The organism is Halorubrum rutilum, assembly GCF_042665015.1.
Classification (GTDB): domain Archaea; phylum Halobacteriota; class Halobacteria; order Halobacteriales; family Haloferacaceae; genus Halorubrum; species Halorubrum rutilum.
The window spans coordinates 128,427-153,761 of the sequence record NZ_JBHTBL010000001.1 but is presented as its reverse complement, the minus strand read 5'-3'; the positions used below and the strand labels follow the sequence as shown (position 1 = coordinate 153,761).

At 60.7% G+C, this 25,335-nt stretch carries 22 protein-coding genes; 15 read left to right on the top strand and 7 right to left on the bottom strand.

Features of this window, described 5'->3' with window-relative positions:
- Positions 1-44: 44 nt before the first annotated feature.
- The 3 genes from ACFQMF_RS00825 to ACFQMF_RS00815 form a co-directional block, all read right to left on the bottom strand.
- Positions 45-260, bottom strand: a complete 216-nt coding sequence (locus ACFQMF_RS00825; protein ID WP_256407224.1) for a DUF7979 domain-containing protein — start codon at positions 258-260, stop codon at positions 45-47.
- Between the two features lie 108 nt (positions 261-368).
- Positions 369-2,543 carry a PAS domain-containing protein gene (locus ACFQMF_RS00820; RefSeq protein ID WP_256407223.1) on the bottom strand — a complete coding sequence of 725 codons (2,175 nt, stop codon included), beginning with the start codon at positions 2,541-2,543 and terminating at the stop codon, positions 369-371.
- Between the two features lie 152 nt (positions 2,544-2,695).
- The gene (locus ACFQMF_RS00815) at positions 2,696-3,934 is read right to left on the bottom strand and encodes an NAD(P)/FAD-dependent oxidoreductase (protein WP_256407222.1); all 1,239 of its coding nucleotides are present in this window, start codon (positions 3,932-3,934) and stop codon (positions 2,696-2,698) included.
- 130 nt (positions 3,935-4,064) lie between these two features.
- Here ACFQMF_RS00815 and ACFQMF_RS00810 point away from each other — a divergent pair, with 130 nt between their 5' ends.
- Positions 4,065-4,661 carry a DUF6149 family protein gene (locus tag ACFQMF_RS00810; protein ID WP_256407221.1) on the top strand — a complete coding sequence of 199 codons (597 nt, stop codon included), beginning with the start codon at positions 4,065-4,067 and terminating at the stop codon, positions 4,659-4,661.
- 150 nt (positions 4,662-4,811) lie between these two features.
- Positions 4,812-5,852 carry an AI-2E family transporter gene (locus ACFQMF_RS00805; RefSeq protein WP_256407220.1) on the top strand — a complete coding sequence of 347 codons (1,041 nt, stop codon included), beginning with the start codon at positions 4,812-4,814 and terminating at the stop codon, positions 5,850-5,852.
- Here the strand turns inward: ACFQMF_RS00805 and ACFQMF_RS00800 are convergent.
- Positions 5,849-6,478 (bottom strand): GNAT family N-acetyltransferase, encoded by a 630-nt coding sequence (locus ACFQMF_RS00800; RefSeq protein ID WP_256407219.1) that lies wholly within the window; start codon positions 6,476-6,478, stop codon positions 5,849-5,851. The two genes, ACFQMF_RS00805 and ACFQMF_RS00800, sit on opposite strands and share 4 nt — an antisense overlap.
- 104 nt (positions 6,479-6,582) lie before the next feature.
- Here ACFQMF_RS00800 and ACFQMF_RS00795 point away from each other — a divergent pair, with 104 nt between their 5' ends.
- Positions 6,583-7,164: a class I SAM-dependent methyltransferase gene (locus ACFQMF_RS00795; protein ID WP_256407218.1), complete on the top strand. Its 582-nt coding sequence runs from the start codon at positions 6,583-6,585 to the stop codon at positions 7,162-7,164.
- A gap of 38 nt (positions 7,165-7,202) precedes the next feature.
- Here the strand turns inward: ACFQMF_RS00795 and ACFQMF_RS00790 are convergent, their stop codons facing one another.
- Positions 7,203-8,609 carry an ATP-binding protein gene (locus tag ACFQMF_RS00790; RefSeq protein ID WP_256407217.1) on the bottom strand — a complete coding sequence of 469 codons (1,407 nt, stop codon included), beginning with the start codon at positions 8,607-8,609 and terminating at the stop codon, positions 7,203-7,205.
- A gap of 210 nt (positions 8,610-8,819) precedes the next feature.
- On the opposite strand from ACFQMF_RS00790, the gene ACFQMF_RS00785 reads away from it, so the two are divergent.
- Positions 8,820-9,416: an NUDIX hydrolase gene (locus tag ACFQMF_RS00785; protein WP_256407216.1), complete on the top strand. Its 597-nt coding sequence runs from the start codon at positions 8,820-8,822 to the stop codon at positions 9,414-9,416.
- Between the two features lie 109 nt (positions 9,417-9,525).
- Positions 9,526-10,281, top strand: coding sequence for a DUF2064 domain-containing protein (locus tag ACFQMF_RS00780; protein WP_256407215.1), 756 nt, complete (start codon positions 9,526-9,528; stop codon positions 10,279-10,281).
- A gap of 48 nt (positions 10,282-10,329) precedes the next feature.
- Here ACFQMF_RS00780 and ACFQMF_RS00775 read toward each other — a convergent pair whose 3' ends face one another.
- Entirely contained in the window at positions 10,330-11,556 is a 1,227-nt protein-coding gene (locus tag ACFQMF_RS00775) for a type I restriction enzyme HsdR N-terminal domain-containing protein (protein ID WP_256407214.1), read from the bottom strand.
- A gap of 474 nt (positions 11,557-12,030) precedes the next feature.
- On the opposite strand from ACFQMF_RS00775, the gene ACFQMF_RS00770 reads away from it, so the two are divergent.
- Genes ACFQMF_RS00770 through ACFQMF_RS00760 form a run of 3 tightly spaced genes read left to right on the top strand, consistent with a single transcriptional unit; the run spans position 12,031 to position 13,717 of the window.
- A complete protein-coding gene (locus ACFQMF_RS00770; protein WP_256407213.1) occupies positions 12,031-12,168 on the top strand; it encodes a hypothetical protein in 138 nt (45 codons plus the stop codon).
- A gap of 50 nt (positions 12,169-12,218) precedes the next feature.
- Entirely contained in the window at positions 12,219-13,214 is a 996-nt protein-coding gene (locus tag ACFQMF_RS00765) for a hypothetical protein (protein WP_256407212.1), read from the top strand.
- Positions 13,211-13,717 carry a hypothetical protein gene (locus ACFQMF_RS00760; RefSeq protein WP_256407211.1) on the top strand — a complete coding sequence of 169 codons (507 nt, stop codon included), beginning with the start codon at positions 13,211-13,213 and terminating at the stop codon, positions 13,715-13,717. The genes ACFQMF_RS00765 and ACFQMF_RS00760 overlap by 4 nt, the downstream gene beginning before the upstream one ends.
- Positions 13,718-14,694: 977 nt before the next feature.
- On the opposite strand, the gene ACFQMF_RS00755 is transcribed toward ACFQMF_RS00760, so the two are convergent.
- The gene (locus ACFQMF_RS00755) at positions 14,695-16,311 is read right to left on the bottom strand and encodes a hypothetical protein (RefSeq protein ID WP_379791400.1); all 1,617 of its coding nucleotides are present in this window, start codon (positions 16,309-16,311) and stop codon (positions 14,695-14,697) included.
- A gap of 346 nt (positions 16,312-16,657) precedes the next feature.
- Between ACFQMF_RS00755 and ACFQMF_RS00750 the strand changes: the two genes are divergently transcribed.
- The 7 genes from ACFQMF_RS00750 to ACFQMF_RS00720 all read left to right on the top strand — a co-directional run bounded on the left by ACFQMF_RS00750 (position 16,658) and on the right by ACFQMF_RS00720 (position 25,302).
- Positions 16,658-17,260: a hypothetical protein gene (locus ACFQMF_RS00750; protein WP_256407209.1), complete on the top strand. Its 603-nt coding sequence runs from the start codon at positions 16,658-16,660 to the stop codon at positions 17,258-17,260.
- Between the two features lie 112 nt (positions 17,261-17,372).
- Positions 17,373-18,878: a type I restriction-modification system subunit M gene (locus ACFQMF_RS00745; RefSeq protein WP_256407208.1), complete on the top strand. Its 1,506-nt coding sequence runs from the start codon at positions 17,373-17,375 to the stop codon at positions 18,876-18,878.
- Positions 18,871-20,217: a restriction endonuclease subunit S gene (locus ACFQMF_RS00740; RefSeq protein WP_256407207.1), complete on the top strand. Its 1,347-nt coding sequence runs from the start codon at positions 18,871-18,873 to the stop codon at positions 20,215-20,217. The genes ACFQMF_RS00745 and ACFQMF_RS00740 overlap by 8 nt, the downstream gene beginning before the upstream one ends.
- Positions 20,210-20,545, top strand: a complete 336-nt coding sequence (locus ACFQMF_RS00735; protein ID WP_256407206.1) for a hypothetical protein — start codon at positions 20,210-20,212, stop codon at positions 20,543-20,545. The genes ACFQMF_RS00740 and ACFQMF_RS00735 overlap by 8 nt, the downstream gene beginning before the upstream one ends.
- Positions 20,545-23,520: a type I restriction endonuclease subunit R gene (locus tag ACFQMF_RS00730; protein WP_256407205.1), complete on the top strand. Its 2,976-nt coding sequence runs from the start codon at positions 20,545-20,547 to the stop codon at positions 23,518-23,520. The genes ACFQMF_RS00735 and ACFQMF_RS00730 overlap by 1 nt, the downstream gene beginning before the upstream one ends.
- Positions 23,513-24,235 carry a M48 family metallopeptidase gene (locus ACFQMF_RS00725; protein WP_379791396.1) on the top strand — a complete coding sequence of 241 codons (723 nt, stop codon included), beginning with the start codon at positions 23,513-23,515 and terminating at the stop codon, positions 24,233-24,235. Before ACFQMF_RS00730 ends, ACFQMF_RS00725 begins: the two co-directional genes overlap by 8 nt.
- The gene (locus ACFQMF_RS00720; protein ID WP_256407203.1) at positions 24,232-25,302 is read left to right on the top strand and encodes a hypothetical protein; all 1,071 of its coding nucleotides are present in this window, start codon (positions 24,232-24,234) and stop codon (positions 25,300-25,302) included. The genes ACFQMF_RS00725 and ACFQMF_RS00720 overlap by 4 nt, the downstream gene beginning before the upstream one ends.
- Positions 25,303-25,335 lie beyond the last annotated feature (33 nt).

Sequence of the window (25,335 nt, the reverse complement as noted above, 5' to 3'; positions counted from 1 at the left end):
CCGGCCGGTCGGCGGGCCGGAGCGGGGAGGCTGGGCGCGACCGCTCAGCGCGCGCGGACTCGGTAGTAGTCGGTGAACTTCACGACGTCGCCGTCGTCGAGCTCGCCGGGCTCCGGCGCCGTCCGCGGCCGCCCGGCGAGCTCCCTGACGAGGACCTGGGCCTCCTCGCCGAGCTCGTCGTAGTGGCGGACCCGCGCGTCCGGCGGGATCCGACCGGTGCGGCGGAGGCGGAGCCGCCGCCCTGACTCTCTGATTGACATGCGATAGCATACATCATGATTTATCATAAACGTTGCGTCGGTTCCGGGCTCGCGGGGCGGTGCCGGGATCGGACCGACACCGGGGTACTACTCCGACCGACGCCGGGACTACTCGGCCGGGCGCGCCAGCGTCACCGTCACGACGGTTCCGCGGGGGTCCGCGTCCGCGACCGTCGCCGACCCGCCCGACTGCTGGAGGACCCAGTAGACGAGCCAGAGGCCGAGCCCGCTCCCGTGGTACAGCGCGTCCACGGCGCGGCCCGTTTCGAGCACGTCGCGGTTCATGTCGTTCATCCCCGGCCCGTCGTCGGCGATCCGCACCTCGACCGCGTCCGCGGTCGCCTCGACGGCGACGTCGACGGTCGGCCGGTCGCGGTCGTGGTGGACGACCGCGTTCCGGATCAGCTCCGCCAGCGCGCGGTCGAGCCACGCGGTCCCCGAGGCGACCGCGTCCCCGTCGGCCGGCGTCGACGCCGTCAGCCGCGCGTCCGGGTACTCGTCGGCGAGCGCCGCGACCAGCCCGTCGACGGTCCGGCCGACGTCGATCGGTTCCACGTCGGGCGCGTCGCTCAGGATCTCGGTGATGCTGTGGGCCTTCTCGCTCGTCGTCAGGAGGTCGTCCGCCCGCGAGACGATGTATGCGGCCGACTCGGCGACGTCGTCGCCGCGGTCGTCGTCGGGAGCGCCCTCGACGAGCTCCCGCGCCCGTCCCCGGATCACCGTCAGCGCGTTCCGGAGGTTGTGCTGGAGCACCCGGTCCACGACGCTGAGTTGGCGCGCCCGGTTCTCGCTGTCGGTCACGTCTCGGAGCACGCCGACCACGCCGGCGACCCCGTCGCCGTCGGGGTCTTCGAGCGGGTAGTACCGGACGTCGAACGTCCGCGTCCCCCGGACCGGATGCGTCCGTTTCGTCCGGTACTCGACGGATCGGCCCCGCAGCGCGCGGTCGACGTTCCGTCTCACGGCCGGGTACCGCTCCTCGCCCACGACGTCCGCGATCGAGAGATCCCGCACGTCGTCGGTCTCGATCCCGTGGTACGCCCGGTACTGCGGGTTCGCGAACAGGAAGCGCTCGTCCCGGTCGACCGCGGCGATGAGGTCGGTCGCCCCGTTGACGGCGCGCTCGTAGCGTTCGAGCTCTGCCTCCCGGCGCTTCATCTCGGTGACGTCGCGACAGATCGCGAACGTACCCGCCAGCTCGCCGTCGGCGTCGTAGTGGGGGTACCGCCGCGTGCTGAACGTCGCCTCGCGGCCGCTGCGCTCGAACGTCGGCGAGGTCTCGTACGCGACCGGCGCCTCCGTCTCCAGCACCTCGCGCTTCCGCTCGGCGATCTCGGCCGCCGCCTCGGGGTCCATGAAGGCGAACTCGTCGGCCCCGTACAGCTCCTCCCGGGGGACGCCGGCGAACTCGCTCACCGCCTCGTTGAGCAGCTCGAACTCCCCGTCGAGGTTCTGGAGGAGGATCGGGTCGTCGAGCGCCTCGACGATCTCGCGGTGCTGTTTCAGCCGGCCCATCGCCTCCCGCTTCTCCGTCACGTCGGTCTGGATCGCGACGAACCGGGAGACCTCGCCGTCCGCGTCGAACACCGGCGCGATCGTCTGGTGGGCGCGGTACGCCTCGCCGTCGCGCCGCCGGTCGACGATCTCCTCTTCCCACACCTCGCCGGACCCGATCGTCTCCCACAGCGCCGCGAAGTACTCGTCGGACATCTCCCCCGAGTTGAGTATCGTCGGCGTCCGGCCGATCGCGTCGTCGGGCTCGTAGCCCGTGTTCTCGGTGAACGCGGGGTTGACGTACTCGATCGTCCCGTCCGTGTCGGTGACGTAAACGGCGTGACCGGCGTGTTCGACGACGTTGCGGAAGGTCCGGAGGTCGCGCGCGGTCGCCTCCTCGACCCCGTCCCGGAACACGCCGGTGTAGACGGGCTCGCCGGCCGACCGGTGCTCGTGGAACCGCACGGAGAACACCATCGTCCGTCCGTCGTCGCGCCGCAGGGGACAGGTGAGACCGTCGACGTCGCCCGGATCGGCGTCGCTCGACAGCCGCCGACGGAGCGAGCGGATGCGCTCGTCGTCCCGGTCTTCGGGGATGAATTCCGCGAGGCGCCGCCCGCGGAGGGCGGCGGGATCGCGGTCGAGGACCGAGCCGACGGCGGGGTTCGCGTAGACGATCACGCCGTCGCCGTCGACGGAGAGGATCGGGTCGGAACACCCCTCGACGAACGAGGCGAAGAAGTCGTCCCCCGGCGCCGACGGCGGGTCGGCCGACGGTTCGCGTGCCATGAGGGGCGGAGATACGACCGACGGACGTGAAAAGGTACTGATGTCCGAGAGGTCGCGTGACGTTCGAGAGATCGCGTGACGGCCGAGGGATCGCGTGACGTTCGAGAGATCGCGCGACGGCCGAGGCCGGGGCGACGGGGGTTCGACGCCGGCTACTGCTCGGTCGTCGCCGCCAGGTCCTCCACCGAGAAGCCGGGCTCCATGAGGATTTCCGTCTGGTCGCTCACGTCGCGGCCCTCGCGCATGAGCTGTTTGAACGCGGACTGCGGCGAGAGGTCGCCGATGAGGACGCCGCCGACGACCTTGCCGTCCTTCAGGGCCACGCGGCGCCACTCGCCCTCGGCGGTGGTCGCCTCGACCGAGTCGTCGCCGAGCGTCGGGTGGCCGAAGGAGAGGAACGGGAAGTCGAAGTGCGTGATCGAGTACGAGGAGACCCACCTGAACTCCGCGCTGCCGTAGTCGAGCATGTTGCGGGCGGCGATGGTCCCCTGCTCCTTGGCGGAGCCCCACGAGCCGTTCTTCGCCCGGTCGCCCAGGATCAGGTCGTCGAACGTCGTGATGTCGCCCGCGGCGAACACGTTGTCGACGTTGGTGCGCATGAACTCGTCGACGACGATCCCGTCGTCGAGCTCCAGCGGCGTCGCCTCGACGAGCTCGGTGTTGAAGTTCAGCCCGATAGCGACGCCCGCGAAGTCGCACTCGTAGCGCTCGCCGTTCGGGTCGACCGCGGCCTCGACGTGCCCCTCGTCGTCGACCTCGAAGCGGTCGACGCCGGAGCCGAAGACGGGCTCGACGCCGCGCTCGCGCATCGCCTCGTGCATGATCTCCGCGCCCTCCTCCGAGAGCGCGTAGCGCCACCAGTTGTCGCCGCGCATGAGGTAGTTCGCCTCGACGTCCTGCGCGCCGCAGATGGCCGCGAAGTCGATGCCGAGGAGGCCGGCGCCGACGATGACTGCCCGCTCGGCGCCCTCGACGCTCTCCTTGATCCGGCGGGCGTCCTGAAACGTCCAGAAGTGGTGGATCCCGTCGGCGTCGGCGTTCTCGACCGGGAGCTGCTGGGGGGTCCCGCCGATCGCGAGCAGCAGGGAGTCGTACTCGAACGTCTCGCCCTCGTGGGTGCGGACCGCGTCGCCCTCGACGTCGATGTCGACGACGACCGTGTTGAGCCGGAGGTCGACGTCGTGGTCGTCGTACCACGACTCCTGGTGGATCGAGATGGGCGCCTCGGGGAGCTTCCCCTTCGCGTACTCCTTGATCAGAATCCGGTTGTAGAGGGACTCCCCCTCGTCGGTGAGAACCGTGATCTCGGCGTCGGGCGCTTGCTCGCGGAGCGTCTCGGCCGCGGACGCGCCCGCGATACCGTCCCCGACGATCACGTACGAATCGCTCATGGGCGGGCGTTCGGATTCGGGGTTAATGTGGGTTGTCATCCGCGTTGAAGATCATGATACTCCGACACAGCACGGCTCAGAGCGCGACCGAACGCCACAGATTCAAGGCCGTCCCCGCCGAACGGAACGTATGAAGATCCGGCAGAACATTCGCCACTGGGCCGCGAAGAAGGCGTTGACGACGCCGGTCGTCGGCGACGTCGCGAACGACAAGCTCGTCGACCTCCACACGAGCATCTTCCTCAACAAGGCCGACGAGGAGCGCCGCGAGGAGCGCCGCGACCACCTCGACGAGTTCTTCGACGCGACGATGGACGCGTACGTCGCCGCCCTGGAGGCCGGCTTCACGGAGGCCGAGGCCCGCGAGGTCACCCACGTGCAGGCCAACTTCGACTTCTTCAACCACGGCTGGACGGAGATGATGGAGATCCCGGGCGACGAGCTTGAGGAGCATTACCGGCGCTACGAGGAGTTCTTCGCCGAGCACGGGATCACGATCGACGACCCGCTCGGCGACTTCCGGCCCGTCGGGGGCGTCGCCGAGGCGCCCGAGACGCCGGAGCGGCTGAAGACCGCGGAGTACGAGAACGCGCTCGCCGGCTTCGCCGACGACGTGTACGTCGAGACCGACGACGGCGAGACGGTGGTCGGCGGCGGGACGGAGGAGCCGGAGGACGTCGACCCGTCCGCCGCGCCCGGGCTCGACGAGGACGAGGCGAGCGCGTAGCGGGCGAGGCGAGTCGGAGGCGCGTAGCGGGCGAGCAGGCGGGCGAGGCGATCGGGCGCGCGATCGGAGAGCGACGAACGCGAGGCGGCGCGGACGCGCGCCGCCCCGAGAGCCGCCCACGTTTATGTCCCGGCGGCGACAGTGGTCGGCATGAACCGCGGCCAATCGTTCCTCCTCCTCCTCATCGGGGCCGTCGCGTTACTGACGCTGTTCGTCATCCTGCCGTTCGTCGAGTACGTCATCGCGTCGGCGATCCTCGCGTACGTGCTCTACCCCTTCCACGTCCGGCTGTCGCGGGCGATCCGGAGGGCGCTGGCGGGCCGGGTCCGAGAGTCGGTGTCGCGCCGCCTGGGTCGGATGCTCTCGGGCATCTCGCTCATCGTGGCGTCGATCGTCGCCGTCATCCTCCCGCTCGCGTACATCTCGTGGGTGTTCGTGCGCGACCTCACGGCGATCGCCCGGGGGAACACCGACATCGACGTCGCGGCGATCGAGGCCGAGATCGCGGCGCTCACCGGCCAGACAGTCGAGGTCGGCGACGTGCTGGCGACGGTCGGACAGAGCCTCGTCAACACGCTGTTCGGCGGGGTCAGCGGGGTCGTCACCACCGCGCTCCGGGCGTCGGTCGGGCTCTCGCTCGCCCTCTTTTTAGTCTACTACGCGCTGCTCGACGGGCCGGCGTTCGTGCGGTGGATCCGGTCGACGAGTCCGCTTCCGCAGGAGGTCACCGCCGACCTCGTCGACCGCGTCGACGCGATGACCCGCGGGGTGGTGATCGGCCACATTGTCGTGGCGCTGCTGCAGGCGGTGATCGCGGGGGTCGGCCTCTGGGCGGCCGGGATCCCGAACGTCGTCTTCTGGACGTTCGTGATGGCCGTGCTCGCGCTGTTACCGCTGATCGGGGCGTTCTTCGTCTGGGGGCCGGCCGCGGCCTACCTCGTCGTCATCGACCAGACCACCGCGGGCGTGTTGCTCGCGCTGTACGGGGTGTTCGTCATCGCGATGGTCGACAACTACGCCCGGCCGTTCGTCATCGACCAGCAGGCGCACCTGAACCCCGCGGTGATCCTCCTCGGCGTGTTCGGCGGGATCTACTCGGTCGGCTTCACCGGGCTGTTCGTCGGCCCCATCGCCATCGGCGTGCTCGCGGCGACCCTGGAGACGTTCCGCGAGGATTACGACCTGATCTAACCCCCGTCTTCCCCGAGCCGCTCCGCGATGAACGCCCGCTCGCGGGGGTCGAGCTCGCGGTCGTCCTCGCGGAACGCTCGCAGCCCGGCGCGGTACCGGTCGTCCTCCTCGCTCGTCCCGCCGCCGTCGACCTCGCTCTCCGGGGCCGGCTCCGCGGCCGGTCGCTCCAGCTCCAGCTCGGCGAGCCCGGTCCGCTCGCCGGTGTACGCGAAGCCGCACTTGTACAGGGCGGCGTAGGCGAACGGGTTGTTCACCGCGATCCGCACCCGGTCGTAGCCGTCGGCCGCGAGCCGCTCGACGGTCCGATCGACGAGCCGCGGGCCGAGCCCCTCGCCCCGGCGCGCGACGTGGACGGTGACGTACCGGAGCCGACAGCGGGCGGGGTCGGTCCGGTCGGGCGAGAAGGAGATCGCCGCGACCACGTCGTCGTCGAACGCGCCCGGTTCGACGGTCGGGGGGAGGGGCTCGTCCGGCTCCCACTCCGGGACCGCCGGCGAGCCGTCGGGGGTCCGGAGGGCGGCCTTGCCCGGCGCGCCGACGACGAACTTGCCGGCGTAGGCGAACGCCCGGTAGTCGAGCCGCAGGGTCGCCCCCGAGCCCGGCTCGCCGACGAGCGCGTACTCCATACCGGCCTCACGGCCCGTTCACGTAAATGCGGAGCGGCGAACGCGGTCCCTCCCGGCGCGAGCGACGCGCGACCGTTTATGTGGCCCCGACGCCGATCGCCGCCATGCACGGCCTCGGCGACGTCCGCTTTTTCGACCGCGTAGCGCCCCTGTACGACCGCGTCATGCCGCCGGCGGACGGCGAGGCGCTGGTCGCGGGGCTCGACCACGCGACGCGGCCGATCGACCGCCTGCTCGACGTCGGCGGCGGGTCGGGCCGGGCGGCCGCCGCGCTGACCGGCCCCGAGATCGCGGTCGTCGACGCCTCGCTCGGCATGCTCGCCCGCGCCCGGAACGGCCGAGGACTCTCGGGCGTCGCCGGCGACGCGGGGCGGCTCCCGTTCCGAGACGCGTCGGTCGACGCGATAACGATCGTCGACGCGTTCCATCACCTCCCCGATCAGGAGGCCGCGATCCGGGAGGCCGCGCGGGTCCTCGCGCCGGGCGGCGCGCTCGTGGTCCGGGAGTTCGACCCCGAGCACCCCCTGGGACGCGCCCTCGTCGCGGCCGAGCGCGCGATCGGGATGGCGTCGCGGTTCCGGACGCCCGCGGCCCTCGCGGCCGCGTTCGACGACGCGGGACTCGACCCCCGGATCGTCGACCGCGGCTTCGGCTACACGGTCGTCGGGATCAGACGGGGAGGCTGAGCGGGTCTCGTCCGCACGGCCCGAAAAGCGGGTCCGAGTCAGTCGTGCGAGTGGCTGTGCGCGCCGTGGTCGTGCGCGGCGTCTCCGCTCTGGTCCTCGTGGGTGTGGTCCTGCTCGCCCGAGTCCGTCTCGCCGAGCACCTCGGCGCCCTCGCCGTCGATCATGTCCATGTTCTTGAGGTTGTCGCGCTCTTCGAAGTCCTCGACGGCCTCCATCACGTCCTCCTGCGTGATCGTCATCCGGTCCTCCGTGAGCGCGCCGAGGACGGCCTCGCGCAGCACCATCCGGAGGTCCGAGCCCGTGAGCCCGCTGGTGCGGTCGGCGACCTCCTCGGGGTCGAAGTCGGCGATCTGCATCTCGCGGGTGACGACCCGGAGGATGTCCGCACGCATGTCGCGGTCCGGCTTGGGGAAGTTGACGATCTCGTCGAAGCGGCGCCACGCGGCCGCGTCGAGCTGGTCCGGGTGGTTCGTCGCGCCGATGAGGAGCACCTCGTCGCGCACGAGCGACACCTCGTCGATCGACTTGAGCAGGGTGTTGACCGCGCGCTTCAGTGCGGCGTGCTCGTCGGAGCGCCGGGTCTTCGCCACCGAGTCGAACTCGTCGATGAAGAGGATACACGGGGAGAGCCGCTTGGCGACCTCGAACGTCTTCTCGACGTTCTTCGCCGTCTCGCCGAGGTACTGGCTCGTGATCATCGACATCTTCACCTCGACGAGCGGGATGCCGAGCTGGTGGGCGAGCGCCCGCGAGACGGTCGTCTTCCCGGTTCCCGGCGGGCCGACAAACAGGAGCTTCCCGATCTCGCGGAGCCCGATGCTCGCGAGGTACTCGCGGTGCTCGATCGCCTTCACGATCTTCTGGATCTCGCCCTCCTGGTCGCCGGTGAGCACGAGGTCCGCGAGCGTCGTCTCGATCTCCTCGGGGGCCTGGACGTTGACGAGGTCGAGCATCTCGCCGTCCTCGTCCTCGTCGAAGTACTCCTCCAGCAGGGCGTCGATCCAGACGCGGTCGGCCTGGATCGGCCGGACGCTGTCGCGCGCCTCCTCGTGGGTCACGGGCGCGTCGAGGTCCGCGGCGAGTTCGAGCGCGGCGACGATCGTCGGGTTCTCGGCGATCCGGTCGGCGTCGGCGTGGTCGCGGTACCACTCCAGCGCCATCGCCGGCTGCGTCAGGGAGATCTCGCCGGAGAACTCGGTGCGTTGGGTGAAGAGGAGGTCGGAGACCGCGTCCCACGGGTGTTCGACGCCGGTGGCGGTTCGGGTGGTCTCGCTGGTCGCCTTGAGCGGTCGCTCGACGCCCCCGGGGGCGTCCTCGGCGGCGTCGTCCGACCAGAACACCTGTCGGAAGCGCGGGGGCAGGTCGTTCTCGTCGAGGTCGCGGTTCTCCGTGTAGAGGTGCGTCGTCAGCACGAACTCGACGACGTCGAGCGCCGGGTCACTCATCCGCGCGACGTAGCCGCGGGACGCGGTTAAGCGCGTCGAACCGCGGTCGGGGCTGCCGACGTCGGACCGCGGTCGGGGCCGCCGATGTCGGACCACGGTCGGGACCGCCGATGTCGGACCGCGGTCGGGACCGCCGGCGACGGCGGGGGCGCGTCGCCCGCCCCACGGCGTATCGAACGCTTATTAGCCCTGGTGACAGACCTACCTGCCATGAGCTCAGAGGACGCGGCCGCCCCCGGCGACCCCTCCGGAGGGGCCGACGCCAACGAGGACCACGAGAACGCGCTCCAGGACGTGATCGCCGTCGACCCCGACGACGCGGAGCAGGGGACGGTGAACCGGCTCGACGCCCACACCGGCGACGGGATCCGGCACCGGGCGTTCACCTGCCTCGTCTACGACACCGACGACCGGATCCTGCTGGCCCAGCGCGCGCCGACGAAGCGGCTGTGGGACGGTCACTGGGACGGGACCGTCGCCTCCCACCCGGTCGAGGGTCAGACGCAGGAGGACGCGACCGAGCAGCGACTCGAGGAGGAGCTGGGGATCACCCCGGACCAGTACGACGACCTCCGGGTGACGGACAAGTTCGAGTACAAGCGCTACTACCCCAACGAGGGCGTCGAGTGGGAGGTCTGCTCGGTGCTGAAGGTGACCCTGGACGACACCTCGCTCGACCCCGACGAGGACGAGATCGGCGGGATGCTGTGGGTCGACTACGAGCACCTCCACGAGAACCCGTCGCTGTACCGCCAGCTCCGGCTCTGTCCGTGGTTCGAGATCGCGATGCGGCGCGACTTCTCCTGAGCGGCCGGCCCCGCCGGCGGCCGAGCACCCCCGCCTGTTCGCCGGTTCCGATCCCCCCGGTCCCGACCCGAAACGGCGGCTTGAAGGCGCGCGGGCGACTCCTCCGAGTATGACCGTCGTCGCCGTCATGGTGCAGCCGCCCCGCGAGGGGCTCGTCGCGACCGGGATCGCGGAGTCGACGCCGCTCTCGACCGCCGAGGCCGCCGACCTGTACGAGGCGCTGTTCCGCGACGCCGTCCTCGCCGTCGACCGCTCCGGCGGCGAGCTCCTCGTCAACTACCCGGTCGACGACGACCTCCCCGCCGAACACCGCACCGACACCGCCCCCGAGGCCGAGCTGCGCACGCTCGTGGCCGACACCCTCGGCGGCACCGAGGACGCCCGGTTCGAGCGGCAGGTCGGGTCGTCGTTCGGCGCGCGCGCCGGCAACACCGTCACGCACCTGCTCCGCGAGGAGAACGCCGACTCCGTCGCGGTCGTCACCCCGCAGGCGCCGCTGCTCTCGCGCACCGTGATCGACTCGGCCGCGATGAAGCTCCGGACGAACGAGGTCGTGCTCGGCCCCTCCACCCGCGGGCGGGTCTACTACGCGGGCTTCACCGCGCCGATCGACTTCGACGGCGCGTTCGAGGACCCGAGCCTCCCGACGCTGGCGGCGCGCGGCGCCGACGCCGACCTCGACGTGGAGTTCCTGGAGTCCTCGCCGTCGATGGTCGACGGCGACGACCTGCTCGACGCCGTGCCCCTGTTGCGCGCGCGGTTCGCCGCCGAGCGCGTCGTCCCCGACTACACCGCCGCGTTCGTCCACCAGCACGGACTGGACGTGGTCGTCGAGGACGGCGCGGAGCGCGTGGTGCGGGACTAATTCGCGGACCGCATCGTATCTGAATACGAACGGCGGTATTTAGATCAGTCACAGCATATCGTCGGTCGTTTCTGCCGTTCGAAGCTCTCCTAACGTCGTGTATCGCAGACCTTGGGGATAGCGTGTCTCGAACGGGACCGGATCTTCGAGTTCATACAGCGTGCCCGGTCTGAACACGATGACCTTCTTATCGTCCGCGATCGCTCCTCGATCCTTGTATTCCAACGGCTCACGCTTGAGATCCGCTTGGTCCGGTGAGACCACTCGTTCGACTTCGGCGATGTATTTCACCTGCCGAACGTCTCCGGTCACGTACATCGCGACGTAGTCGAAGTCGCGTCCGACACGAACGAACCCCCACGCCTCGTTCTCCTTCAGAAACGGAAGTCCGGACTCCCGAGTCGGAAACACCGCAACCGCCGCGTCCGAGTCGCCCTCGATATCTTGACGGCGGATCGTTCCCGCGACGTGGTCTTCGATCGGTTCGATATGTTCGAGGTTATCGGGACCGTCTGCAGAGCCCGTCTCGCCCTCTCTTCCGGTAACTTCGGGGTCGGGCGGGGAGTCGTCTTCGGGAGTGTGGCCGTCGGTTTCCCCGACGAATTGGCGCTGTTCGCGCAACACGGATACGAGACCCTGGACGAACTCTCTCGACTGCGCTTCAAGGTCGATCGGTAGCTCGCCGACCTCGTCGGTAACCGCGCTCGCGACGGAATTGGTGACCGTCGATTCGTGTTCGTTTAGGTATCGGATCGCGCGGTTCGTTTCCGCGACCTGTTCGGCGATCTCCGCCGATTTTCCCGAGCGGATCGACTCCTTCGTGAGGAGTTCGAGAACGCCCGGCCGTTCGCCGAGATCTTCGAGACTGAACTGTACGACCGACATCTCTTCGCCGCCGTTTCGGCGTCTGTCCTTCGTCAACACCTCGAATGATTTTCCGTTAGTCAGAATGCCCCAGTCGACATCCAGTTCCTGTCGCATGTAGCTTCGTAACTGGCGGACCTCGTCGTCCGAGAGGGTCGAGCGCACGGGCTTCGCTTCGACGAAGACGACCGGTGAGTCGCCGACGAGGAGCGCGTAATCGACGTGTGTACTCCCCGACGCCATCGGGATCGTGTATTCCAGCGCGACCTCCGTCGAGTAGAGATCCCACCCGAGGAGTTCGAGGAACGGCTGGATCAACTTCACCTTCGTGTTCTCCTCGTCCATCTGTGGCGATGCCTCGATGAGCCCTTGACATCGGTCGACGTACTCATCGATCTCGTCCCGATCCATTATCGTGTGGTCCACGGCGAGGGTGTTTAAAACATCGCCACCAGAGACCGGCCGACACCGACACCACTTAGTCGAACGACTCCGACCGTCGGGACGTGGTGGGATGGCAGAGTGGCCCATTGCGCCTGCCTTGAAAGCAGGTAGCCTCACGGCTTCCTGTAGGCCCGTGTAATCACCCGATATACGCCTTCTACCTCAAGTATAGTTGATTCGCACTTATAAAATTATAGGTTCATAAGTCTAACCGATATGGTTCCTATCTTTACTCTGTCGACCGCAATTTAGGGCGGAATTGCCGGTCTGATTTATATACTCCCGTCATTTCCCGAGAACAGGCGCAAAATCCCGCCGCCGTCTGTTGCTATTACCCCTGTAAGCGGCCATGTAGAGGACTCCCAGTGGCACAACTTTTGACCACCGACAGGTGGTCCAACCAGCGAAAATTACTCACCCCTTGCGGCTGGTAGTACGGGTATGAGCGACGAACAGAACAAGTCCCCTGAAATCAATCTGCCCGACGGCGAGAGCGAAGTTCACGAGATGGCTGGCGCGGAGACGGACGAAGAGAAGGCGCTGGCTGTTGCCCAAGCGGAACTGATTGGCGACCTGTAGACAGTACATAATATCCACTTTTATATCAATTCGCTACAAGGTGCCAGCCAATGCCTTCGGAGAAACTTGTCCCATACTCTTTCGAAATATACGAACAACGGAATCCTGACAACGGCTACAACCTCACTCAACTACACGCCCACGATACAGCGTTCGATGAAAACCACATTCTCGATTTGATGGAGAATCTATTCTCGAAGCAGGATTCTAATCTTGAGCCTTCAAGTAATGACAAGACCTTCGTCATCGAAGAGTACCATCGTGACGGGAATCTAATCGAAGGTATCGTTTCGACTGGCTATCACGGATACGAGGCCGAAATCCGTGATGTGGAGTCAGGCGATATGACTCACCTGAAAGGAGAAGATGAAGCCGAGCAAATGCCGCTGTACTTCCTCATTTGTCTCCCACACACACGCGATGGCAAGCCATATGATAATGGCCAGACCGCTCTAATCATCCTTCACCAAGTGAACCGAATTGGCGTGAAGGGGAAATTGAAGAAGCATATCGAACAGACGTGTCTCTCGGGAGTGAGTGACTACACAATGAAGATGGACCCTGTTACCACGGAAGACGTACTTGAAAAGGTGATAGGAGCCGACCGAATTGCCAAGTTAGACATTAATGTTCGGAAGATTCCGGGGGACGATGAAAAGCGAATGGAGTTAGTAAAGGGCTTAAGAACTGAAGAAGTTGGAACTCGTTCGGTCGTTCTGCGTCCCGAACACGGTGGGAGTTTTGAGTGGGTGAAGAGTAAAGCGGCCAGCCTCAAGGACACGAACAAGCACTTCGGGACGATTGTCAGCGACGATGTGGAGAACTTTACTGTGACCATTCAGAAGGATGGTGGCCGGAGCGAAACCTTCTCGCTATTGAACGAAGAAGTGGCTATGCGGAAAGACCTCGATAGTGAGAAACTCCGCACTGAAGCTGGCCTTATCACCGCACGTTCTCTCCGAAATGAGTCAAACGATTTGGCCAATGATATTTTGGACCAGCAGATTGTAGAACCAGTCACCGGGTCAGCAAACGTCGAAAAATGATATTCGGCAATATCGGGAGTATCATCAGCGACCACTATTCATCCCTCGGCCAAGAGACTGGTCTAAAGAATCCGCTTGATTCCATCGTCTTGGCTGGTATTTTCGCCGTTTTTCCTGCCATTGTAGGATTCGCTCTCGCTAACTACGTCGTGCTTTGGTCGGGATTCATCACTGCTTCTGCTTCAGTTTTGAGCGTCCTGACGGGGTTTTCGATAAACACTATCATCCTGCTCATGAGGTACGACAAGGATGGTAGCCATCCCTACGAGCAACGGACTGTAAAAAAGACAAAGGAGTTCACGCTCTATGCGATTCTGGCAGGCGTAGTTCTCATAATCTGTCTGGTCTTTGGAATCGTGGTATCGCGCATAGGCGGCACCGCCGGTTCGGGACTGGCATTTATCGTGAGCGGGATTGTCTACAGCCTGATGGCGCACTATTTCTTGACGCTGTTAGTCATTACTCACCGCTTCTGGTCTTTGATACATGGCGATGTTCTTTGAGAGTGTGCGCTATGCGCCTCACGTATAAATTTAATAAAGACGTGGCAAACATTGGTGCCGCAAAAACAGGGGGTTCGACTACCGTGATTCGGCCCTCTCCAACGAATGTTTCCGGCCCGCTCTCGGCTCGCAGTCAATCCCTCACGTCCTTGAAGTCCAACGGTGACGAGTGACCCATGCTGTCGAAGGCGACCGTCACGACTGGCACGCGGCCAGCATGACGCCACGAACGCGGCCTGTGACCCCCGAAAATCACACATCTCTGTAGAGTGCCTGCCGCTCTGAAATTTTCGACCCTATCGAAGCCCCCACCCCTACCCCCGATTGTCTCGGCCCGACCGACGACCCCCTGACCCCCACGGGGCCAGTCCCCCGGCCTCTCGTACCCCACCAGCCCACCCGGCCTACGGGGTACCTCGGTGGCCCCTGCCGCTGACAGCGCTCTGCTGGTGCCTGTGCGTGCTGTGCGCCTACACAGGTCAGGTGGCTCACGGGTCGGACTGTCCCCACCAGAGACGGCCCCACAGGGCCATAGAGAGGTGCTACGCAATTCTCACACTGTCTAAAACGTCGTTAGAAGGATTTAGAGGCCGGTTTCGCCCGTTTCGGCCCCTTGCTAAAATCGGAAGGTATCGGGATAGCCGGTCAATTCGATTTGACCTTTTCACCCCCCTCATTCCCATATCGGGAATGAACAAGGAGACGCCCCGGTGGGGTTATCTGAAAACACCCCCCGGTGTCGAATCGAGAGCGACCGATAGTAGTCACATAAATCACCAAAATTTTGGCCGGGTTGGGTTCGGTCGCTCTGCTATTATCCCTATCAGCGAGTTCGGCTGATAGCCCTACTGATAGAGAGTCACTTCGGGATTTCAGCCGTATTCCTTTTTATACTCCGAATCACCTTGCTTCCAATAGAGTCGCTATACTCTTCGATTTCACGGGTTCCCGCTTCAATAATAGGAAGGCTGGTACTTCTATGGCCCCGAGGGGACGTTGACAGGGTATTGATTAGGCCACTGTTCCACAATACGCTGAAGGTGACTATGGGTCTTCTGTGGGTTGAACTCGTCACGGTAAACACGTCTGAACCATTCATATGTGCCGTCCCATCCGCGCGACTTGAGAAGACGACACGCAATCACGAACATCTGGTCGTATTCGGCAGTGAGTGATTTCGGGCCATTCTGCTCCACTTTTCGCTGTAACTGGGCCGCTCTGGTATTGGAAGAACGACCAGACTCCGAACTTCGTTCGCCGCGACGCCCGTTCTTACCTCCGCTACCAAGGTCAAAATCCGTCCACTCGTCAAGAGTATCGAATACAATCTCTTTCCCGTCCTCGTAGTTCAGGTCCTTCGAATACGATTTATCGACCACTGCGCCGTGAAGCACACTGCCGAGGGTTGAATCAATCTCGAAGATTCTCGACTGGCCGTTGCCGCCACCGATTATTAAGAGACTCTCTCCGGGGGCATACTCTCGCTTGTTGTAATCGGGTTCGGAAAGATAGAGTGGCAGGTACTTGCCGTGGTAATGAAATTCGGGGTCGCCGCCGAGAGCAAAGCGAGCAACGCATGGAATGAGAACTCGTCGTTCAGGGTCGTTTCTTCGAACGAATTCACCCCCTATGACGCGACCGACGAACACGCTACGTCTATGCGTTCGTACCTTGGCATATGGTGAGAAATACTGGTCGTTGTACGCTTTCCACTTCTCGTAGCCTTCACCCGCGTACTTCGGCTGTCCCGGTTCCCAAGGTAGAGGGTCGACTATGGGAGCGTCGTCTGTGGTGGTCGGGTCATATAGAAACTCTCCAATATTCGCAAAGAGGTACGACATTCCATATCCAAAATCACGTTCAAGTACGTCCACATATCGGTCAGGGGGTCTCGGTTGGCTTCGGTTGGTTTCGCGGGCGATTTTACCTTTTGACCAGTTCCATCCAATCTCCACTTTCGGTGAACCGCTATGGTGTTCAGTATCGGGTATGCGGAACTGTTGTTTCTGCTTGAACGTCGCAGAGTCTAATTGCGCCGCAGTTTCGCTGTTGAACTCGTCCACCAGTTCCTTAACACGCTCAAACCGTTCTATACCCTCGACGAACAATGGCGTATGAAGATGAATTGAGCGCCCGCCAGAGTAGTACAGGGTACAATCGTTGGGAGAGACAGGAAGGTACTGGTCAGCAAATTTTGAAAGCCACTGACGAACTACACTGATACCTTCGTTGCGAACTTCGTCTGATTCTACTTTTACCTGATAGAGTACTCGTCCTTCGTCTTTGACTCGCTCTTGTAGAACAGTAGCGATTGAGCCATTCGAGAACTCATATTCTGATTCTTCAGTGACTACTCGGTCATGCCGACGTATCTCTTCGTCTGTGAGGAAATAGAGCGGGCCGTGATACCTCGCTTCTTCCGGGGGCGAATCATAGATAGAACGGAGACGAGGGTACTGGTGCTTTCCACTGTCTTCTCTGTCGGTACTGTATCGAGTACAAGCAGTAAGTTCGGAAGCCGGAAATGACCCACTGCTACTGCTTGATTCTCGTGTGGTCGATACTCTTTTGCGGGCAGGGCTTGTATCGTTCATTGTCGTACTCGCCTACGACAACAGTCGTGCGTAGGAAGGGACAATCCCAATACTCTCTCCCCTTCCGAATCCGTCCCCTTGGGACTGCTTTCCGTAGCGGCGCGACCGGCGTTGTCGTTACGATTCGTTTATTACTCCGTGGGCATAAGCGAACCGCCGAAAACGTTGCTAATAGGGCTATCAGGGCCTCTACCCGAAGAATGCCGTTTCCGAATAGGGAATGAACTTCGAGGTCAAGTAGACCGTCAGATTGTCCTTGACAGCCTCTCGCTTGTCGGCGTCAGGTCGTGACCGTCGGAATCCTTTTGAGATTAATTCGCTTAAGTTGACATAGGCGTGGCCACCAATGAGCAACCACAGCGATAGGACAGAAAGAGTCGTCCTCTGTTTCGATAGGGACAACAGCGTCTCTGTCAACCCCCATCCGGAACACCGGGCAGTTCCTATCGGTTGGATTCAGTATTGGGCGCACGTTGAAGAGACTCCCGTGTGGTGTACTGGGAATCAGCATTTGAGGGTGGAAACGGAAACCCCCGGTATTCGGGAAGCAGAATACCTTTGGGAAGAGCATATCGCAGGCGAACAGTACAAGTACGAAAACTCGCAGTTTGAGGACTTCATCAAGCCACGCCGCCGCGATGGTCTTCGACTAATTCAGGACGTGTATGAAGCCGCGTTCCCCGACGAGGACTTACGGTTTATCGTCGTTGACGACGCGGACGTGAGTGACCTGTCGGACGAAGGCCCGTGGACTTGGTACGCACCGTGGGATTTCGTGGAAGCAGTTGAATCAGGCGAGTTCGTGCTGGACGAACCGGACGGAGACTCATTCCGTAACGAAGGCGTTCCATTCAATTCTACTGACCAACCGGACTTTGAGGCCGACCAACGGCGGGAACTCCGGCAGATACAGAAGAGGGTGCGTACCCCTGTCGCTTCCGAAAAATAACAGAGTGTCTCACCTGTCGAGTTAGAACGTTGGCAGGGGTATTCTGGTAACGAGATAGTCCACCCCGAGCTTCACCGGAGCAAATAACCGGCTCGCATGGAATAGGACGCATATGACCCTCTCCTTGGAAGAACTGGACTCACATCTTTTCAAATGCGCCGACATAATTCGTGACGCCGTTGACCCCACCGACTATAAGGAGTTCATACTCCCCCTCGTGTACTACAAGTCGATTTCCGACGAGTTCGAGAAACAGTACCAGCAGAACCTCGAAGAGTACGGCGAGGACTTCGCCCGCCGGGAGAACCTATACGACATTCCGGTTGTTCCCGAGGGCTACCTGTGGGACGACCTTCGTTCCGTCTCGGACAACGTGGACAAGGAACTGAACGAAGCCTTCGACGCGCTTACCGACGAAAACCCCGAACTTCAGGGACTCTTCCGGGCAGACTACATCGACGCCGACGCGCTGGACGACGACCGGCTCGGGAAGCTGGTTGAACACCTCTCGAAGTACGACCTCGACCGGGACAGCATCCCGCCAGACATGCTCGGAGAGGCGTACATGGATTTAGTTCGCCACTTCGCAGAGGAAGAGGGGAAATCAGGGGGGCAATTTTTTACGCCGCCACATATCGTCAATCTTTGCGTTCGCCTCGTGGACGAGTTCGAGGATGGTATGACCTTCCACGACCCGACGGTCGGTTCGGGTGGTATGCTCATTGAGGCCGCCCGCTACTACCGCGAGGAACAGGGTGGCGACCCCTCGAAGATGACATTCACCGGGCAGGAAATCAATCCCGACATTGCGGCGATTGCGAAGATGAATCTCTCGATTCACGGCCTGAATGGCACCATCGAACGCGAGGATTCACTGTCGAGTCCCGCGTTCACCAACGAGGACGACAACGCACTCACGCGCTTCGACCGGGTGCTGGCTAACTTCCCGTTCTCCGTCGATTGGGACAAGGACGGGCTTCAGGACGACCCGTATGGTCGCTTCCATTGGGACGAGAAACTCCCCCGCGCCGACCGGGGCGACTACAGTTTCATCATGCACATGGCCGAGCAACTGAAAGACCCCGAGCGTGGCGACGACTCGGGTGGGAAGGCGGCTATCGTCATTCCCCACGGGGTGCTGTTCCGCAAGCACGAGAGCAAATACCGCGAGCCAATGCTCGAAGACGACCTTGTGGAAGCAATCGTCGGACTTCCGGGCAACCTCTTTCAGAATAACAGTATCCCGTCGGCCATCCTCGTCCTGAACACTGACAAGCCCGACGAGCGAGCGAACGAGGTACAATTCGTTCACGCCGCTGATGAGGAATTCTACCGCGAACTCTCGAATCAGAATGAACTCACCAAAGAGGGACTTGACCACATCGTAGAGAACTTCCGTAACTGGACGACGGAAGAACGTGTTAGTCGAACAGCCGAACTGGACGAAATTCGGGAGAACGATTACAACCTGAATATCGCGTTGTACGTCGATACGACCGAACCGGAGGAAGAGATTGACGTACAGGAAGAACTTGGGAAACTACGCGAATTACAGGCCGAACGTGACGAGATAGAAACTCGAATGGATAGCCACATGGAGGCGCTGAATTATGAGTGAGGAAGCAAAATTGGATGATTTCAAAGACCACCGAGAGCAGGCCAATGAATGGGCTGAAAAAAGTCTTGTTGACCTGTGCGAGATTGGTGGTGGAAGCACTCCAAAAAAGAGCAACGACGAATACTGGGATGGGGGAAAAATTCTGTGGACAACGCCGAAAGATTTCGACGCCCCACGACTGAATGACACTGAAGACAAGATGACGAAGAAGGGGGTAGAGGCGTCAACATCCAAAATATATTCTTCAGGAACAACTCTCATGGTTGTTCGGAGTGGCGTTCTACGTCACACATTACCGGTTGCGATGGTTGATAATCAAACGACTATCAATCAGGATTTGAAGGCACTTGACCCGGACAATGAACAAGTCAACGCAGAGTACTTTTTCCAAGCAATCTCGGGTCTTTCCGAAGATATACGCGGGAGTTGTAAGAAGACGGGGACGACTGTTGAGAGTATTCAGACGAATGTGCTGAAACAGTATCAACTGCCTGTACCATCAAAATCTGAACAACAAAAAATCGCTACTGTACTTCACAACGTAGACCAAGCGATTCAGAAGACGGGAGAAATAGTTGAACAGGCGAATCGGCTCAAAAAGAGTTTCATTCAGGAGTTCTTTTCGCGAGGTTATTACGACCATCAAGAATGGCACCAAGTCGATATGCAGGACGCTTACGTGATGACAAGGACAGAGACCCTTCCTGCGGCGTGGGATATTAAGAAATCAGGCAAGATTACAGAGGTAAAAACAGGCCACACTCCATCTACCTCTGTCGATGAGTATTGGGACGGAGAAATTTCGTGGGTAGACATTCACGACCTGACCCAACTCGAAGGAACAGTCATTCACACTACTGACGACACCATCACCAAAGAAGGTCTGAACAACTCGGGAGCAAAACTCCTACCAGAAGGTACTCTCGTCCTTTGTCGCACTGGTGCTATCGGAGAAACGGCTATCTTGGGAAAAGAAATGGCGACCGACCAAGACCAAGTGACGTTCGAGTGTGACAAAAGTGAGGTACTCCCTCGGTATCTCATGTACCTCTTCGAGTACGCAACCCCACAGCTTGAACGACTCTCGGCGGGCAGTACTCACAACAAGGTTCAGTTACACTTCTTCTCTAACTTGGAGATTCCACTTCCCGAGATAGACGAACAAAGAAAAATTATAGAGGTAATCGAATCGGTTGATGAGGTTTCACAGGCCAACAAAAAGCAACTGGACAATCTTCACCAAGTCAAGCAGGGCCTCGTACAAGACTTGTTGTCAGGAACAGTCCGAACAACCAACACTAACATAGAGGTGCCAGAAGAAATCGAACAGCATGGTTAGTGATAGAGGACTGAACTACGCTCTTGGGAATCTTCTCGCCGGGCCAAGCCAGTGGCGAAACATGTATTCTACTGGCGCGTCCGTCGCTTTCATCGTCAATGTCTCACTTGCGTATCTGAATATTCTCCCACCACTCTACTCCAGCTCAAGTTCTGAAGTGGCCGACACGCTCGGAGTTTTTATACTGGAACTGGTCAATGCGATGTTGCCGATAGTTGCGTGGGCACTGGACAGGCCGATTAAGGCCGTACTGACGGTGATTGTGTACATATTCGTGGGCCTGTCCGTGTGGACTGTAAAGTATGAAACGGCCACGGGAGGCTTCTAATGACTACAGCACCAACCGAAGAGGGCGTTGAACACTCGCTACTGTCGTGGCTCAATACCGTCGGGTGGGACACCTACGGACAGGACGGCGACCGTGGTGCCAGCGCCCTCGACGCCGCATACGACCGGCAGAGCCACGAAATCGTCTATTGGGATTTACTGGCCGAACAGGTCATAGCGCTGAACAAGGACGTGACCGAGGAAAATGTCGAGAAATTCATTTCGTCCCTGAAGCGCGACCTCGACAGCGAGAGCCTGATAGACGGTAATCGGGCGTTCTACCAACTGCTGACGAAGGGCAAGACCTTCTCCGTCCGCCGCCCTGATGGAGTGGCGAAGACCGTCTATGTAGACCTGATAGACTACAAAAACCCCGAGAACAACACCTTCCACGCCGTGAATCAGTTCTCGGTATCGCGCGAGACGACCATCCGCCCGGACATGAACCTCTTCGTCAACGGGATTCCGCTCGTCACGATGGAACTCAAGAGCCGGGCACAGGACAACGATTGGCATGACGCTGTGAGCGACCTGCTGGCCTACCAAGAGGGTGTACCCCGACTGTTCGCCCCCGGCCTATTCAACGTCGCCGCAGACACGATGGAATTGCGCTACAGTGCGGTCGGCGCACCGCGCGAGTTCTACGAACCTTGGAACGACGCCCCCGAACAGTACGCCGACGACAACGAAATGCGCCAAGCCGTGAAGGCGCTGTGTAATCCCGGCTCCCTTCTGGACCTTCTGAAGAACTTCGTCTTCTACGAGCGCCGAGCCGGAGGGGACGCGAAAATCGTTCCTCGGTATATGCAATACTACGCCGTGAACGCGATTCTCGACCGCGTGGGTGAGGGCGAGGACAAGACCGGCCTCATTTGGCACACGCAGGGGTCGGGGAAGTCCTTCACAATGCTCTACGCCGCCGAGAACCTGCTGTCCCGCGACATGGCCGACAACCCGCAGGTGTTCATCATTGTGGACACGGACAAACTGAACTCCCAAATGCGGGACCAACTGGCGAACCTCTCCCTCGAACGGTGGACCGAGGCCACGGGTATCGACCACCTCGAAGAACTCATTGAAGAGGGCCAGAGCGAACTCGTCCTTACCACCATTCAGAAGTTCCAAGACGTAGAGCCAGACGCGCAGGGCAACGACGAGGTAATTGTCATGAGCGACGAGGCTCACAGATTTATGGAAGCCGACCTTGGCAGTCGTCTCGACAACGCGCTTCCGGACTGCTACCACTTCGGCTTCACCGGAACCCCGGTTAGGGAAGGCGAGACGCAGAAAGCCCGCAACACCTTCCGCGAGTTCTCGCCCGACGGCGAAGACTACCGAACCGGCGAACGGTATCTACACCAGTACACCGTCAAGGAAGGTATCGAGGACGGCCTGATTCTACCCGTCTACTTCACGCTCCGCCACGAGATGGAATGGAAGATTGACGAGGCCGGGTTGGACGACGAGTTCGATCAAGAGTTTCGGGGCCTCACCAAAGACGAGAAGCGCGAGTTCATCCGTGAAGCCGTCAACACGACCACGCTCGCAGAAATCGAGCCGCGCGTAGACAAGGCAGTCGAGGAAATCGACCAACATTACGACGAACACGTTTCCCCGAACGGCTGGAAGGGGATGGTCGTCACGCCGAGCCGCCGGTCAGCCGCCATGTACGGCAAGCGACTCACCGACCGTCGTGGCGAAGACGAGGTGGAAGTTCTCTACACGACCACCAACGATGACCCCGACCTGATTCAGCAGTTCCACACCGACCCGGATGAACGCGACAGTATCATCAAGTCGTTCAAGGAAGACGAAGACCCGAAACTGCTGGTCGTCCATAACATGTTGCTGACTGGCTTCGACGCCCCGGTTCTGAAGACCATCTACCTCGACCGGAATCTCAAGAACCATACCCTTATGCAAGCTATCGCCCGGACCAATCGGCCCGCCGAGGGTAAGGGGAACGGCGAGATAGTAGACTTCCAAGGCGTTTTCGAGAATATCGACGAGGCGCTGGACTACGACGACGAGACGAAAGCCTACGCCGCCCGCGACAAAAGTGAACTCTTTGAGGACCTGAAAGACCAGTTGGAAACAGTCATAGGTATCTTCGAGGCGATACCGAAGAACGACACACAAGAAGCCGCCTACGAGGCCGTCGAACGCGTCAGCACCCACCCTGAACGTCGTCAGTTCAAACAGGGTTTCCGACGGCTACAATCGCTCTATGAGTCCGTCGCACCCGACAAACGGCTCATAGAGAGCGGTATCGAGGACGACTACAAATGGTTGAGTCGAGTCCACGTCGCGTTCAAGCGGACCACCTCCGGCGACGACGACCCCGAAGAGGATATGCGCGAAAAGACCCGCGAGATAATCAGTGAGAACGTCGAAATCGGGGAAATCAAGCGGGACTTCCCCACGTACAAACTCGGAGAGGAATACCTCGAAGACGTGGAAGGGCTGGACAATCCCGGCGTGAAGGCGTCACAGATTGCCCACGCAACCCGTGAACACCTACACCCTCGGGAGAATCAGAACCCCCGCTACAAGCGCTTGAGCGAGCGCGTGACGGACATAGTGGAACGCTGGCAAGGAGACGAGATAGGCGACCCCGAGGCTGTTGAAGCCCTCAAGACCGTCGAAGAAGAGCTTCTGGACGTAGAAGCCGAGGCCGACGAGAAGGGGATGAAAGACACCGAGTTCGCTATCTATACCCACCTAACCGAAGAGACACCCGAGGCTATCGAGTCCGAAGAACAAGCCGAAGCCGTGGCCGGGGAAATCGTCACGCAGTTCCGCGACCGTGTGGACCGAGGGTATCACGGCTGGAAGACGAACCAGCAGACCATCGCTGAAATCGAGCGTGTCCTGCTGGACGTGCTGGTCAAGCAGTACGACCTTGGACGCTTGATTCAGGACGACGACGATTTCATAGACGCGATTCGGAACTACCTCATTGCGAACAATGGCTAAAGCACAACCTCGGAAAATCGACCTGTTGGGGAACCCCATCGAGTACGAGGTACGCCGCAGTGCTGACGCCAGCGAGCCACGTATCGACGTGGACATACATGGCGTAACGGTCGTCCTTCCCGAGTCCGAAGACGCTCGTTCATCGAGATTGCTGAAGGAGAACGCGGCGTGGGTCGTTGACCAGCAACGGAAGTACGACACCTACCGTGAGCAAGCCCCCGACCGGACCTTCGAGGCTGGCGAGGTCTTCCCCGTACTCGGTGAAGACCGGGAAGTCGTCATAGAGCCACGCCGGAAGCATGATGTGGACGAGGACTCGATTCGTCTCCGGAAGAGCGCCGTTGAGCAATCAACGGTCAAGCAAGTTCTCGAAAACTTCTACAGGAGACGGGCGCGGGACTATCTCACCGACCGTACCGACCACTACGCCGAACGCATGGGTGTCGAGTACGAAAAAATCGAACTTCGGAACCAGCGAACTCGGTGGGGTAGTTGCTCGACCGGTGGAACGATTAGCCTGAACTGGCGGCTCATTATGGCCCCGCCCGAGGTTGTTGATTATCTCGTTGTTCACGAACTCGCCCACCTGACCGAACAACACCACGGGCGAGAGTTCTGGCAGTTGGTCGGAGAACACGTATCGAACTACAAGGAGAAGGCCAAGTGGCTGGAACAAAATAGCACGAACCTGATTTTCACGAAATCGGATTTATGAACTGGCAAAGACTCCGTAGTGAGAAAATATCTGTCGAAAAAGGGGTCGGAATTGCCGTTGTCTTCTCTCACGTCGCACTTCTGGTTGTCGGGATAACCCTGTTTTCAATGGGCCTCCTTACAACGGCAATCGATTCGATTTTTCCGAACGCAACTCCGAGTGAAGCAGGGAATATCTCGTTGTCAGTTATCTCTATTCTCGTGAATACTCTCCTTACAGGTGGTCTGATATGGATATATCTTCGCCAGACGAGAGTTCTGGAAGACCAGAGAGACATTAGCGAAGAACAAGCGTCTATCGCAGAAGAGCAAACGTCAATCAGTGAAGAACAGACTTCAATACAAGAACGACAGCAAGAGATAATGGAGGCCGAGTACATTCCTGCTGTCGATATTTCGGTAACTGAAGCCTCGGATGATTCTATCACTATTCACTGTTCCAATCAAGGAACTGGCCTCGCCAAGCGATTCAAGATTGATGTTGAGTTCTACGTTGGCGAAGAAGCGATGGACGGGCCTGCTGATTATGATATGGGCGTAGAGGTGGAACCGCTCTCTAACAAAGTTTTCACCAGTACTGAACAGGACACACCACGGGGAGAGGTTACATTTCGTGCCACCTACACAGGAGGTGCAACTACACCGAAGAGAGTAGGCGCTGATGAAGACCTACCGCAAGCCCGTACAGAAGAGATTCTTCGTGAAGATGATGAACAGGACCTGAAGTTCTCACTCTATTTCGAGCGATATGTAGAACCCGGCGGAGAACAGTCAACTCGGTTCTCATTCAGTGAGGGTGTGGAAGAACTCATGGAAGAGAATATTAGTACACTTGGATTCGGTATCGGTATCTCTTATCGAGACATATTCGACAATAAGGTAGCGGATAGGACACTGGCTACTGGCTGGATAGATATTCGAGATGGTTCCAGTGTGGAACAACTGTTTGAGGATTCAGAAAACAGGACAATTCTATCACATAAACAACCATCACTCGATGATGAAGGAAACCTCTCACTCCGAGATGGGGAAAAAGTTCACCGAACTGGCCACTACTCCTACCTATAGAACGTTCTCACACCCGGTCTGTATCTTGCCGGC

Excerpts from the sequence above, each read along its gene's own strand:
- ACFQMF_RS00810 (WP_256407221.1), top strand. The coding sequence starts at position 4,065 with ATGAAGATCCGGCAGAACATTCGCCACTGGGCCGCGAAGAAGGCGTTG.
- ACFQMF_RS00740 (WP_256407207.1), top strand. The coding sequence starts at position 18,871 with ATGAGTGAGGAAGCAAAATTGGATGATTTCAAAGACCACCGAGAGCAG.
- ACFQMF_RS00750 (WP_256407209.1), top strand. The coding sequence starts at position 16,658 with ATGAGCAACCACAGCGATAGGACAGAAAGAGTCGTCCTCTGTTTCGAT.
- ACFQMF_RS00775 (WP_256407214.1), bottom strand. The coding sequence starts at position 11,556 with ATGGATCGGGACGAGATCGATGAGTACGTCGACCGATGTCAAGGGCTC.
- ACFQMF_RS00730 (WP_256407205.1), top strand. The coding sequence starts at position 20,545 with ATGACTACAGCACCAACCGAAGAGGGCGTTGAACACTCGCTACTGTCG.
- ACFQMF_RS00725 (WP_379791396.1), top strand. The coding sequence starts at position 23,513 with ATGGCTAAAGCACAACCTCGGAAAATCGACCTGTTGGGGAACCCCATC.
- ACFQMF_RS00825 (WP_256407224.1), bottom strand. The coding sequence starts at position 260 with ATGTCAATCAGAGAGTCAGGGCGGCGGCTCCGCCTCCGCCGCACCGGT.
- ACFQMF_RS00735 (WP_256407206.1), top strand. The coding sequence starts at position 20,210 with ATGGTTAGTGATAGAGGACTGAACTACGCTCTTGGGAATCTTCTCGCC.
- ACFQMF_RS00755 (WP_379791400.1), bottom strand. The coding sequence starts at position 16,311 with ATGAACGATACAAGCCCTGCCCGCAAAAGAGTATCGACCACACGAGAA.
- ACFQMF_RS00785 (WP_256407216.1), top strand. The coding sequence starts at position 8,820 with ATGAGCTCAGAGGACGCGGCCGCCCCCGGCGACCCCTCCGGAGGGGCC.
- ACFQMF_RS00795 (WP_256407218.1), top strand. The coding sequence starts at position 6,583 with ATGCACGGCCTCGGCGACGTCCGCTTTTTCGACCGCGTAGCGCCCCTG.
- ACFQMF_RS00765 (WP_256407212.1), top strand. The coding sequence starts at position 12,219 with ATGCCTTCGGAGAAACTTGTCCCATACTCTTTCGAAATATACGAACAA.
- ACFQMF_RS00820 (WP_256407223.1), bottom strand. The coding sequence starts at position 2,543 with ATGGCACGCGAACCGTCGGCCGACCCGCCGTCGGCGCCGGGGGACGAC.
- ACFQMF_RS00815 (WP_256407222.1), bottom strand. The coding sequence starts at position 3,934 with ATGAGCGATTCGTACGTGATCGTCGGGGACGGTATCGCGGGCGCGTCC.
- ACFQMF_RS00790 (WP_256407217.1), bottom strand. The coding sequence starts at position 8,609 with ATGAGTGACCCGGCGCTCGACGTCGTCGAGTTCGTGCTGACGACGCAC.
- ACFQMF_RS00770 (WP_256407213.1), top strand. The coding sequence starts at position 12,031 with ATGAGCGACGAACAGAACAAGTCCCCTGAAATCAATCTGCCCGACGGC.
- ACFQMF_RS00805 (WP_256407220.1), top strand. The coding sequence starts at position 4,812 with ATGAACCGCGGCCAATCGTTCCTCCTCCTCCTCATCGGGGCCGTCGCG.
- ACFQMF_RS00780 (WP_256407215.1), top strand. The coding sequence starts at position 9,526 with ATGACCGTCGTCGCCGTCATGGTGCAGCCGCCCCGCGAGGGGCTCGTC.
- ACFQMF_RS00745 (WP_256407208.1), top strand. The coding sequence starts at position 17,373 with ATGACCCTCTCCTTGGAAGAACTGGACTCACATCTTTTCAAATGCGCC.
- ACFQMF_RS00760 (WP_256407211.1), top strand. The coding sequence starts at position 13,211 with ATGATATTCGGCAATATCGGGAGTATCATCAGCGACCACTATTCATCC.
- ACFQMF_RS00800 (WP_256407219.1), bottom strand. The coding sequence starts at position 6,478 with ATGGAGTACGCGCTCGTCGGCGAGCCGGGCTCGGGGGCGACCCTGCGG.
- ACFQMF_RS00720 (WP_256407203.1), top strand. The coding sequence starts at position 24,232 with ATGAACTGGCAAAGACTCCGTAGTGAGAAAATATCTGTCGAAAAAGGG.